The organism is Dysgonomonas hofstadii, from assembly GCF_014196915.1.
In the GTDB taxonomy this organism is placed as follows: Bacteria; Bacteroidota; Bacteroidia; order Bacteroidales; family Dysgonomonadaceae; genus Dysgonomonas; species Dysgonomonas hofstadii.
Window position 1 is genome coordinate 34263 of the sequence record NZ_JACIEP010000008.1, and the last position, 13501, is coordinate 47763.

Annotated in this window: 9 protein-coding genes and 1 tRNA gene; 2 read left to right on the forward strand and 8 right to left on the reverse strand. The window is 29.9% G+C overall.

The features are described from left to right. Positions 1 to 112: 112 nt before the first annotated feature. From GGR21_RS11765 to GGR21_RS11800, 8 genes are all read right to left on the reverse strand, one after another. Entirely contained in the window at positions 113 to 1117 is a 1005-nt protein-coding gene (locus GGR21_RS11765; protein WP_183307427.1) for a hypothetical protein, read from the reverse strand. A gap of 90 nt (positions 1118 to 1207) precedes the next feature. Next, a complete protein-coding gene (locus tag GGR21_RS11770) occupies positions 1208 to 2236 on the reverse strand; it encodes a DUF3871 family protein (RefSeq protein WP_183307428.1) in 1029 nt (342 codons plus the stop codon). A 125-nt stretch (positions 2237 to 2361) separates the two neighbouring features. Continuing rightward, the gene (locus GGR21_RS11775) at positions 2362 to 2631 is read right to left on the reverse strand and encodes a hypothetical protein (protein ID WP_183307429.1); all 270 of its coding nucleotides are present in this window, start codon (positions 2629 to 2631) and stop codon (positions 2362 to 2364) included. 227 nt (positions 2632 to 2858) lie between these two features. Beyond that, positions 2859 to 4727 (reverse strand): SIR2 family NAD-dependent protein deacylase, encoded by a 1869-nt coding sequence (locus tag GGR21_RS11780; RefSeq protein ID WP_183307430.1) that lies wholly within the window; start codon positions 4725 to 4727, stop codon positions 2859 to 2861. Positions 4728 to 4731: 4 nt separating this feature from the next. Beyond that, positions 4732 to 6348 (reverse strand): hypothetical protein, encoded by a 1617-nt coding sequence (locus GGR21_RS11785; protein ID WP_183307431.1) that lies wholly within the window; start codon positions 6346 to 6348, stop codon positions 4732 to 4734. 76 nt (positions 6349 to 6424) lie between these two features. Continuing rightward, a complete protein-coding gene (locus GGR21_RS11790; RefSeq protein ID WP_183307432.1) occupies positions 6425 to 8605 on the reverse strand; it encodes a hypothetical protein in 2181 nt (726 codons plus the stop codon). 73 nt (positions 8606 to 8678) lie between these two features. Further along, the gene (locus GGR21_RS11795; protein WP_183307433.1) at positions 8679 to 10538 is read right to left on the reverse strand and encodes an AAA family ATPase; all 1860 of its coding nucleotides are present in this window, start codon (positions 10536 to 10538) and stop codon (positions 8679 to 8681) included. A gap of 82 nt (positions 10539 to 10620) precedes the next feature. Beyond that, positions 10621 to 11841: a site-specific integrase gene (locus tag GGR21_RS11800; protein WP_183307434.1), complete on the reverse strand. Its 1221-nt coding sequence runs from the start codon at positions 11839 to 11841 to the stop codon at positions 10621 to 10623. Between the two features lie 120 nt (positions 11842 to 11961). Here GGR21_RS11800 and GGR21_RS11805 point away from each other — a divergent pair. Then, positions 11962 to 12048 (forward strand) — tRNA-Ser (locus GGR21_RS11805). Between the two features lie 151 nt (positions 12049 to 12199). Continuing rightward, positions 12200 to 13459 (forward strand): tyrosine-type recombinase/integrase, encoded by a 1260-nt coding sequence (locus GGR21_RS11810; protein WP_183307435.1) that lies wholly within the window; start codon positions 12200 to 12202, stop codon positions 13457 to 13459. Positions 13460 to 13501 lie beyond the last annotated feature (42 nt).

Sequence of the window (13501 nt, forward strand, 5' to 3'; positions counted from 1 at the left end):
TGCTATAGCTGCAATCAAAAATTATCTCTCTTTACTTTAAATACCTTTTCTCACTTAGGTTTCCATTTATATATAGATGTAAGTGAGGCTTTAAAATGTCTAAAGAATAGTATTAAATACTATCCTTTATTTCTATTGTTTTATTTATCAACATTTTCCCATGTTCTATTATTGGATTAAAAAATTTTGATATTGCATCATTCCTCCCTGAGATGAAGAGATTACATGAATTATCTAATACTGTTATTTGTACAATATAATCTGCAAACTTTATACCATCTACTTCTAAATTATCCAAATAATCAATAATATCAAACTTATCTTCAAGAATACTTATATCAATCATTAAGTTCTTTAGGTCTTTCCTAAATTTATTACTGCCTGAATAATACCTTTTATTTCTATTTGCATCAGGATATTTATTTGATAGTTCTTTATTGATTAGTCTACCAAATTCCAGAAGCTTGTTTAATGATAAAATAAGATAATTATGTTCTATTTTTATTTGCTGAGATACTTTATAACCAAAAGCAGGAAATCTTTTAACATATTCTAAATCAGTTATACCATTTCTATGTACAAATAGATGTCTTCTTGTATGAATCTCTTCAATATCTTGAAAATTGATTCCTATATTTCGAATATCTATTTCAAATAACTTCTTATAGTATTTCTCAATCTCCTTTAACCCTCCACTGGTTAGATTCCTAAAATCTTTAGATATAATGTCATTTTGAATTTTATTTACACTACTCATGCTTAAAAGATAGTTTCTTTGAAAAGTAATAGTATCAGAAACCTTAAATGGAGATATATCCCTCTTGAATATTTCTAAGATTACATCTGTGAGGTAGACTTCCAAGGAAGTTATGCTAGAGATCAATATTAATTGCCTTAATTTGAATGGATATAAATGCTCTAATCTTTCATATAAAGCTGTTGGACTATGTTCAATTGTCCCAACTGTAGTTTTCCATGTAGGTTTTAATTTATCCTGCTTTAATTCTTGCTTTAATCTTTTTTTCTCTAACTGATAAAGATGATAGGTTATGTCGTAAATTTGTTTTGAATCTTTTATATCCTTTTTAAACTTGTTATACGACTCAAATCCTTCCATAATATAAATTGTTAAATCTCAATAAATACAAATATATATACTATACTTAAAATAATATCTATAAAAGATAAACATTAAAAGAAATATTATTCACTCAATAAACCATCTATACTCCTTATCTCCATGCAAAGCCCTATTAAGCCCTTCCAAGAGTTCAGTTGCATTTAAAGATCTATCTAATAGATTGTCAATATAACTATTCTTGTTTGCTCCTGTAAACAGATTATAGACTTTCCAGAGATTAATAGCATCTGCACCCTCTTCTATTCTGAAATTCTTATCATTGTAATAGGCTTTGGCTACTGCATTGATATGAGTATCTCCAAATTCCATACTAGGTAATAACTTCTTTTGTGTATTAGGTAAGCATTGATACAGTTTACTTTTACCTATTAACTGTGCAAACTGATGCTCTGTTAAGTAAGAATTCTGAAAAGAAGACATAAGTTGCAAATGCCTGTTTGGGTTATATTGCTGAAATAAGATTAATGAATGTTTGAATAATTCTTCCAAACTCATAACTCTTAATTCTGATTTATACCCATCAGTAGATACACATAGATTTGTGCAAACAAGATTCTTAAAACCTATAAATATCTTAAACTTCTCTACACTCTTTTTAGAATAGAGGTTTTCATGGTTTAAGGCTCTTACTCCACCAATGGAAAGATTAAGCCTGTTCCCTTCTATATCCTGATAGATTGTAGGCACTTCAAAGCAGAAAGCCATCCTTTCATAATAAATAGTCTTATCACTCTCTAAAAGCTGACTGACAGGTTTATTTATAGCTTCTGGAATTCTCCCTTTGACTACATGAGAGACTCTTATATCTGGCTGTAAGATAGTTTCATTTGGAAAGAAACTACTTGCTGCATCCCAAACTGTTTCTATAAAATTAGTATGGCTGATAGTAACCTCATTATCCTTAGAAAAGACAGGTACAATACATTCATGCTTTAAATGATGTAAACTTGCTTCTTTGGTATTGGCTTCTATAAAAGGGCTTGGATTGCAGTCACAGATATCTGTAATTTCTATTATATCTTGATTAGGGAGGAATTGTGAAATCATTACATCTCTATGATTGCTTTTTACTGTAGCTAATTGCATTGTTTCCATATGGAGTAAATTTTTTATTAATGATTAATATGCTCACTTTGTTTCTATATTATTTATATATCTAAGTGAGCAAAATATACTTTAAAATAAAAAGGGAAGACTTTAATCTTCCCTGTATCTGTTTATTATAATACTGCTAAGGTTATAGCTTTGCTCTCTCCTTTCTGATGCAGAAGGTAGAACATTTCTCCTGTCTCAGAAACACATACTTGTGATATTACAGGGTTGGTCAATTCTCTTATATCTGCTTTCTTAGAGACTGCCCCTGTTTCAAATCCATAGACAAAGAAGCATTTTCCTGTAGCCTCATTTTTCTTAATCTCAATCTTTTCTACATGGTGGTTTTGCTTAAATTGGCTCACACTCCAACTTTCTAAAAATGTTAGTCCATTCATAATTTCAAATATTATTGTTGTTGTTGTGCAGGGGGACTATCCCCTCACTGCAAAAGATGGAGGGGGTGTAGTTTGGTTATCTAGTGCTTGTGGATATACAGAACTTTTTGAAAAAAAATAATAAAAAATTTTCTTTCAATTTCTCAAAGAGTAAGAATAGTTAATATTATACTAATTATAAAGGAGTTAGTGAAGCTAAATTTTATCTATTTAATTACTTCCTGAGATTATTCAATGCTCTCAATAAAACAGACAATACATTTATTAGCTTTACATGAAACATGTAATCTTTTGTCTTTTCCAGAAATATATCTTTCTTTATTAAGATATATAGGTTCTTCTATTTTTATGTATTGATAGCCTATGTCTAATTTATGCCCATGTAGATTTGCTATTTGCTTTTTATCATTAACAGCCTCAAAGCTATCTTTCTTTAAAATATCTTTTTTGTAATCTTTTCTTCCTGACCTATTATAAGTCTCTATTGAGATTGTGCCATCTTCTGAATTGTCCAATATATTGTTATGAACAATATTTTTATAGATTAAATCTACATTTTTATAATCTGCTGTAGTTATTTTAACTAGATTGTCAAAAATAACAGAATAATGTTTTTCTATTATTTTTAATCTCTCTAGATATTCAAGCCTTCTAATAATAGCTTTATCAAATTCCATTTGAGGAATGTCTAAAGATATACTGAAATTGTTACCTGTAACTAGTTTCATCTTATTCCCTTCAAATAGTTTTAATGTGAGTTTGTAGAATAGTATTTCATCATTAATTCTACCTAATTTGCCATTATCTTTATGCTCTGAAGTTATTGAGACTTTCATTTCATCTTTTTCAGTATCTAAGGTTATTAATACAGTCAATATTCCTGCTTTTAATCTACATTTAAGTTTCAACTCTCCTTTTCCTTTATAAAAGTCAACAGGTATATCTGTGAATTCATCTGTATCATTAAAATAAAAGTTAATGAAAGTTTTTTCTGGTATAGGAAGTAGTGTTATTTCTTTGAGTCTGTCAGATAAAGGATGTTTAATTCCATTTATGACCATTTGAGGATTCATTATTAACTCAGCTGGAATTACAATTTCATCAGTGATAGAGGAGTTCATTATCTTTTCAGAAAAGTTTTTATCATTAAGATTAAATTTGAAAATTTGATTTAAAGCTTTTCCTGTTATTGGTTTTAAAGATTCAATAATATTACCTCCTGCTACAGGTTTAACACCTACATACATCCCTGAATTGAGAACTGTATATTTATTGGCTGTATCTAGCGACACATATTTTCTTTCAACATCAAATAGTAAATTGTTATTTATATTCTCTATAAGTCCACTAACAAACTCTTCTCCTGTAGAATTTACATAACAAATACCTTTCCTTACTAATTCATTTTGTTTGAGAGATGGGAGATTAGGGGCAATAAAAAACATTTCTTTTTTATTGCTGCCTAGAGTATCACTGACTTTATTAAAGATTGCTGAAATATTAGAATCTTCCATTCCATAGCCAATAAACACAACTGTCTTTGTTACAATCCTTTCTTTTATTAAATGCCAAATAGGGGTATTATAATCAATATTATAGAAGTTAGTATAGTCATCTTTGGTTATAACTATCTTATCTGATTTAGTAAAATCCCCATGAATCTTTACTATTGAAGTTTTATCCTCTTTTATATAAGGAACATCTGAATCAATAACTATTTTTTGTCCCCTTTCTTTATAAGCATCCTCTAAAAGAGTATCATAATTTGTTGTTATAATAGTTTTTATATGAGGTATTTGAGAAAGTAAATCATGATATTCTGTAGATGTAGGTTTATTATAGATTATATTTTCTTTTAATAGCTCAAATAATTGATTCCTAGAACCATTTCTTATATTTACAAAATCATTAGCAATATCTTGGAGTGCTTTATTACCTCCAATAACTTCTTTTTCTTCTTTTGTGCAATTTGAATATATTATTTGAGCAAGTTCTCCTCCCATAGGATAACCTGCATATTTAGAAAAGCCTGCACCAATCCATAATACAACATCTTCTTTACGAACTAATTCAAAAAGTCTTTCTTTATTATTCATGCTTTTAGCTATTTATCTGTATTAATATGTCTTGGTGTTTTAATTTATTTTCTCTCCATTCTTCAACCTGTAATGTGGGAGGGACTCCAATTGCTCTGGTTAGCTCTTCCTCCATTATCCTTTTTACAAAATCTTCATTTCCTTTAGTGGTTACTATTGAATCATGGATAGTAAATATAGGCACTTGTTGCTCCCCTTCTTCCCATATCCTTTTGCAGCATCTATGCAATACAATCTCACTTTCTATTGATTGGAGAAGGCAAGCTAATCTTGCATGCTGTTTTTTCCTATCAACACCTTTATATTGTCTTTTTATTATTTTAAATAATTCTGCAATAGAAGGGAATTTTTCTCTGTAATAAACTTTTAACCAATGGTTTTCATCATTAGGATTATCCCTGTTACTGGAGAAAATTAATGTAAACATAGTTGTTTTAGCATCTTCTCTGGATATATCAATTTCCTTTTCTTCTAAAATCCACCTTTGCACAGTTTCATACATCTCTCCAGATGAAACAATCCTTTTGTATTCATCAAAATCAGAAGGACTTAGATTGTCAAAGAAATTTCCTAACATAATGGATATGGGGGTTGTGTTGGATGTTGTAGGGGTATTGAATAACCCTTGAATATTATTGGGTATTTGACTGAATTTTAAATTGGGATCTGTGTTTGACCAGAAATTAGGGTTTGTCAATGCACTAACTAAGTAGGGTTGGCTGTTCTTTATATCTATTGAGACTAAGGGTTGTCCATCATAGGTTATAAAGTTCCTATAATCTTTTTGTATGTTGGTTAATACAGAATGTAATCTATGAATATTTGAGTCAATCTTAGCTTTATAATCATGAGTCTGTACTGCTTCAGCATTATAAATCAAGGCATTATATTGGCTTATTGGATTTTTCTTCTCTCCAGAGTCTCTATTTATATCCCAAGCTTCTTCACCTTCTTCTAATTTTTTGTTTTTTAATATTCTACCATATTCTTTAGCCTTTTGGTAATCAATTCTCAGTTTTCTTTCATTATACCAATGGGATAAATATGAACAATCTAATAATTGATTTCTTTCAAAATCTCCTGTATCTTCATTATAAACTGATTCCTCAATAGGTTCAATACTATTTTCAAATCTTCTATATGAATATCTAACTAAATCTGTATTCTCATATATTTCTGAGAATTTATAACCAATGGATTTTTCTTCTGGAATGTAATAACCATCTGAGATAATAATTCCTGTATCAATCAAATAATCTAAATAGTCTTTATAATCTTTAAAGAATTTTTGAAGATAGGTTGAATTAAGAGGTATAAATCCATCTTTTGTAATAGAGTCTTTATTCTTCGCTGGTATAGCACTAATCAGACCAATAAGATACATTAGTTTATCCTTGTCAAATTTAAGTCCTTTTGAGCTTAAAATTTTGTCTCCATTCAATTCAAATGCACTATAATCAACAAGAGGGTAGTTTCTTAAATGATTGTCAATATCCAAGTTATCTGGTATAAGGGCAAAATATCCAGAATAAGCTCTCTTTATGTATAAAACTACATGAGAGTCTCCATTCTTCCTAAACTTCTCTATAATATTTCTAACAATCCTATATAACCACCCCATCTCTCATCCATTATGTTAGGAAATAATTCAAAATCTCATTTACTTTTTATTAAATATACAAATTAAGTGAGATTTACTATATTATAAAATATCTAAGCAAATTATTCTCTACCTTGCCTATAGAGATCTTTCTCTCTCCAAAATTCAGAGGATTTTCTTTTATGGCTACATAGCTGTTCCTTGGTCTGGATGTTTCAAAATAAGCCTTAAATAGGCTGATAGAAGTTCTTGGTTTTATAGTCTTGTGGAAATGATATTTGACTATTGGTTCTATCTTCTCATGTATTTCTTCTGGTGTATATCCTTTTCCTGTTTCAAAGGCTTCTCTCATACTTATTCTTAGAGGGTGGTCTTCTGCCAGACACCAGAACATAATAGCATTGATAAGCCCCTTGTAAGCTTTAATATTCATATGCCTTATTTCATAGAGGTAGTCTAATAGTTTATCAGATTCTACATATTCGTTCAAATCTATAAATCTTTCAAGGATAGGCTTCTCTTCTTTGGTGCAGGTTCTTAGTTTCTCTGCAACATACTTATTTAGAACACCTGTAGGCAGCTTTTCTACTTTCTCTTTCAAGTCTGCAACTAAAGCAGTCTGTAATGAATCTATTAATTCATTTCTGCTATCTGTGAAATGGTTCTCTATTCTCTGTTCTGCTGATTTTTCTTCATCAGTCCTATTGTTTTCATATTCTATCTGTGTTACCTGATGTCCTTCTGAAACTAAGGCTTTATATAGTTTCTCTTGATTAATATACAGTTCATTGAATAGTTGTTCTCTTTCTGTCAGAAAATCAATATTAAGGTAGGCTATATCATATTTTCCTTCATTTATAGTAGGTCTTATAAGTGGAATTGGCTGACCTCTGAATGGGGTTTCAAGGGCTTTGTCCAATATGGCAAGTTTCATTACATTGAATAAATCTATTAAATCCTTATCTTCTCCCTGTATAATATGGGCTGCATTTATCAAATCTAAGACTTTATTAGCCTTTTTAATCAATGTATTTCTATATTTAGCTGTAGTCCTTTTAAACTTAGGCTCATAGTCTGTAGTGTTATAGATTATAGTATCACTCAATATGCCATCTTTAATTCTGCATCTACCATAGATTTGAGTTATCTTCTTTGTAGTAAGCATTTGATGTGCATATTTTACATTAGAAACAGTGATAAGGTGGTAAGTATCATTGATATCTATTCCAGAAAAATAGCTGCAAGTCATAAAATTGATTCTCTTAGGTAATGTAGAATCATCTTTCAATGGGTAATAATAAGTTCCTGCATCTTTCCTGCTTGATTCACTGCACATGATAGCACATTCCTTCTGTGTAGATTCATCTATCATAGATATAATATTCTTTACCTGTGAGACTGTATTATAGGCTATCAATATCTTATCTTCTGGATATTTTTTTATCAACTCTGTGACTGCATGATTGATGCTGTTAGACTGATTGATATGTATGAGCCTTATCTCTCTTTTCTTGTGGGATAATTCTTCTATTTCAAATCTGCATTCATTCTGGAATAGAGGATTGGAGAATTCCCCCATTGTAGCAGTTACAATACACCTGTTCTTTACATCAAACTTAAAATAGTTATCTATTACTGTTTCTAAATTAGGTCTGTAGTTACTGTCTGCTTGGAGAAGATCTATTTCATCTACCATTAGGAAGCAATGTTTATAGGCTTCTTCCCCTAGTATATTCATCAAATAATCTAAGCTGTCTGCTACCACTAAAAACTTTAGAGGCTGAGTAGTATTTTGCTCCAAATAATTAATGATTTCATCTTTACTTACCCTGTCTGTAAATTCTCCTATGGAAGTGCCAACATATAGTACTTTTTTAGGGTTCAGATTATTTTCAGCCCATTTAAATTTGCTATAGGCTAGTTTCTTTGTAGGTACTACTATTATTGAATGTCTGGGTGATTTGAGTTCTAAGGTTGTTGCACCTACTCCTGTAGCTTTTTTGTCTACAATTCCATGAGGCAACTTTTGGATAAAATTAGATAGTCTGTATTCATCTGTGAAACCTTGAGATGAACCCCAAATCATAAAATAACCTTTGTGAATGGTAGTGATTGTTTCTTCTGGATTAGCTCCTGCCAGAGTATCTAAGACTGCTTCTGAAAATAAATCCTTGACTTGATTTTCTATTATCTCTTTAGGAATTATTTTTTCTTCTTCTTCTTCTTTTGCAGCCTCATATTTTTTGAGGCTGTCTAGTATGCTTATTGTTTTAGCCATTTTATTTTTAATGTACCTGAGACTGCATCATGCTCACTTAGGTCTTGGGTATTATTAGGATGTAAGTGAGGGGTTAATTATCTAATCTTTGAAGCTCTTGTAATGTTTCTAAAATATCTTTATGAATAAAACTTGGATATAGCCTATAGCTTTTATCAAACATTTGAATACTTAAATTCTTATGTTTATTCAAGAATGAAAAAGTTTGTATATATAACTTTTCTAAATCATGTCCTCTGATTATAGTAAACCATTTGGGAAGGTAGAACTCCATACCATTAATTACTTCATATTTTACAATTTCCAAATTTTCATTTTTGTTTGGATAATTATCTTCTAATTTTGATATTACATTATTCACTATCGTTTGTATATCATGTTGAGATTTATTATAGAAGTTTATAATAGTATCTTCTTCATTGAACCCTACTTTTTCCTTCTCATTGTTTTCTGATAAAATAAACATTACAAATGCTATAGGGTCAAAAATATAATTATCAACAGCATATCTATTTTTATTACCTAAAACTAGAATTCTTTCATTGCCATTATTTTTTAAATCCCAATCAATAACTCCAAATGTAGTAGTGTTTTTAGCTTTTGTTAATGTGTTAACAATATTCTTCACTTTATCACAACCATCTTCTTCTGCAGAACTTCCTGCTGTGATGAATTGTAATATAATATCATTTGTTAAATAATTTTCAAATTGATTTTGGATTATAGTATAAATATTCTCCAAATAAAATTTATCAATTGGAGCTTCTACAAATATTTGTTTAATATTCTCATAATATACACTAATAGAATTTAATCCATTTGTTAGTGTTTTTATAGCTTCCTTTTTTGATGATTTTATAATGTATCCTAATTCTCTATGCATTCTATACAAATTTAGCTCTGGAGTTAAAGCCACTGTTGTTGGACTATGGGTTGTCATTATGACTTTGATATTATTTTCTTTTACCAAAACATTTTGTATAACATCAAGCATTTGCTTACTCATAGTTGGATGTAAATATGCATCAGGCTCATCAAAAAGTATTACATCTGGAAATTGAGCTCCTGTATTAGATGAATAGATTGCCAAAATAAGTGAAAAAATTACCTTTTCACCAGAAGATAAAAAATCTGCGTTTAAGGTGGTGTTAGAATCTCTATCTATTAGTTTAATTTCAAAATTAAATCCCTCACTTTCAATATCTGGAGTTTCTAGGTGGTATCTAAATTGGGCTATTTGAGCTATTTTATTAAAAGTTATCCATGGGGCTTCATTGAGTTCCAAATTTGCTTTTTTTCTAGCCCAATATTGAATATATAAAAATTTTAGATTAGCTGAAAACAAAGTTGAACTTGGTATAGGTTGGTATGCAATATAATAATAAGGGACTAAATATAAATCAGGGCTAGGGTGTAAATCTATAATTTTTTTTATTATATCAATATCACTTTGACTAAATGCAGGAAATGTTACCTTCTTGTCTACATAGTCCTGATTACTTTTTCTAACACCAATAACCTCAAGATATCTCTTATTAAGCATGCCTAAATTTATATTTTGATCTGAAAATAAATTTATATGATTTATATAGAATAACAATTTATAAGCAATATCTTGTCCTTTGGTAATAAGTGAATTCTTATCATAGTGATTCCCTAAATCTACATAAGGTGTATCAATCATTCTATATATAATATTTGTAGCAGTTTTATTCTCTGAAATAATCTCTGCATTATATATAGTAGTAGCATTACCCACACTATCAATCATTGTATGAGGCATACCCATCATAGGATTAACAGACTCATATAAGTGTGTTAGAAATTGGGTTTTTCCTGTTCCATTCTCACCTGTAATAACTATGAAATTAGGTAGATTGTACAGTTCTACTTCTTTTATGATTATATAGGGTTGGTTTATTTTTATATCCATAATTTGTTATTTAAATTATAACCTCTAAATTTATCATAAAAATAGAGATTATAATTAACATTTTAAGAGTAAGTCTATTATTTCAAAGCAAATTCTTCATAGCTTCATCTATCTGACTATTTTCAAAACTATCCAAATAAATCTGAGTAGTCTTTAAATCTGAATGCCCTAAAGCCTCACTTATAATAGCAACATTAATTCCAGACCTTTTCAAAATGGTTGCAAATGAATGTCTTGCACAATATGTCGTCAGAGGAATAGAAAGATTAATGCTTTCCCCAATCTTCTTTAGATTCTTATTAGCTACATAGGTTACTTTCTTTATCCTTCTGACTTGCTGTTCTGCTGTAGCATGTATAGAATCATCCAAAATAGGAAATATATAGTCATTATTACTATTCTCATATCTCTGTATAATTTCTAAAGCATAAGGTTGTAATAGAAAACTGATTTGTTTTCCTGTTTTATGCCTTTTATAGACTATTCTGGTTGAAACTATATTACTCCTTTTTAAATGTGCCATATCCACCATATTTATACCACACCCTAAATAACTGAATAGGAACAAGTCTTTACTGAACTGTAATAAAGATTGAGGTCTTTTGCTGATTGTCTGTACATCCAGAGATATAATTTTCTGAATATCCTCTTTAAGAATAGACCTCTTTGGTGTAGAATCTTTCAGCTTAGAGACATTATATTCATTAAATGGATAATAGTCTTTCTTTACAATGTTATCCTTCACAGCCTTATTATAGACTGCTTTAAGAGTCCTCATTTTTATGCTGATACTATTGTTTTTATTTCCTATGTTTCTTAAATAAGTTTCATATTTATTCAGAAATGGTACATCTATATCTACAAATTGTAGTTGATTAATTTTTGTAAACCTTTCTAAAGAATTATACAATGCTTGATAATGGGTTGCATTGCCTATTCTATTTTCTTTTGTCAGTTTTTCTATGACTGAATTTAGATAATCACTTATAGATATATTCTTTGTTGGTCTTTCTACAGCCTCAATTAATTGATTTAAAGAAAAGTCTTTTCCTATAGATTGAAATTCCAAGACTTGTTTTTGAAACTTAGATAATTTTTCTGTTATGATATTTTCTAAATATTCAAAATTAGGGCAATTAGGCTTAATCTTATTTTTTGTAGCATCCCAATAGCTTTTTTCTATAGAAATACCTAATCTTATTACTTTCTTTTTTCTGTCTTTTACAAGCCTTAAAACTATTGGTATATAGCCTTTTGATGTTAATCTGTAGGTCTCTGCGACTGCTTCTATTTTTACTCTCATTTTTGTAGCCATTTTGTAGCCACAAATGCCTAAAAAGGATTCAAATCATATCAAAAACTACTAATACTTTTACCTCTTGCATATCCAAAAATATCTTGTATCTTTGTCCCACAATAAAAAGGAGAGGTGCTCGAGTGGTTGAAGAGGCACGCCTGGAAAGCATGTATACGGGTAACTGTATCGAGAGTTCGAATCTCTTCCTCTCCGCCTGATAAATAGATGATTATGAATATATAGTCATCTATTTTCATGTTGTATATATCCAAAAATATAAATATATTTGGGGGCATATCAGGGCAAAAAGTGGACTTTTGAGGAAAAACCGTGCAATTTGTGTGCAAAAAAACAATAGTAAATTATGGCATCAGTAAAATTATATCTTGATACCCGTGTTCCTCGTAAAGATGGAACTTATCCGCTAAAGATAGCTGTTACACATAAAGGGAAATTTTTCATCAATCTTAAAATATATCTGAAAGAGGACCAGCTTGTAGGCGGCGAAGTCGTTGGTCATAAGAGCAAGAAAATTTATAATACCATAATAGAGCAGTGGCTTATTAATGTAAAAAAAGTATTGTTAGACTTAGCTGCAAATGGAAAGATTAATAATCTATCCCACCAGCAGCTCAAAAATATAATTGAAAATTATAATGATTCAAATGAGCCCGATGATGAAACGCCATATTTATTTAAGGAACATTTGGAAAGATTTATCTCAACTAAAGAAAAGAAGAATACAAAAGACATATATAGGGCTACTCTCAATAAAATCAAAAAACATACTGATATCGATAATTTAACTTTTGAAGACATTAACCTATCATGGCTGAAAGGATTCCAGCAAAATATATCAGAAGAAGGACTTAGCATTAATGCTCAAGGAATTCATTTTCGCAATATAAGAGCAATATTTAATGATGCCATAGACGAAGAATTGATTTCACAAAGCATATATCCATTCAGACGATTTAAGATAAAAACCGAAAAGACAATTAAAAGATCTTTGACTGTTGAGGATTTAATACAATTGCGCGATTATCCATGCGAAGAACATCAGATGAAGTATCGGGATTTATTCATGCTTACATTTTACCTAATTGGGATAAATGTCATTGACCTTCTACATCTGAAAGAAATAATAAATGGGAGGATTGAATACCGAAGAGAAAAAACTTACAGATTATATAGTATTGAAGTATTACCTGAAGCTCAAGCTATTCTTGACAAATACAAAGGGAAAGATTATCTATTAAACGCACTTGATACGTACAATTATTACAAAGGATTTGCAGACAAGATAAATAAAAATATACAAGAAATAGGGCCATTTGAGATAGTAGAAAAAATAGTAAAAGGGAAAAAGAAGAAAATTAAAGAAAGAAAACCCCTATTTCCTAGCATAACAACATACTGGGCCCGCCACACATGGGCCACAATCGCAGCCTCTCTTGATATTCCCAAGGAAACTATCGCAGCTGCTTTGGGACATGGTGGAAATTCTGTTACTGATATCTATATCAACTTCGATCAGAAGAAGATAGATGATGCGAACAAAAAAGTACTGAAGCATATCAGAGAATATGGAAAACTAAAAAAGAAGAAAGCCTCCCAAAAATAGAAGGCCTTCAAACATAACTATTTCGTAACGCAATATCGAATC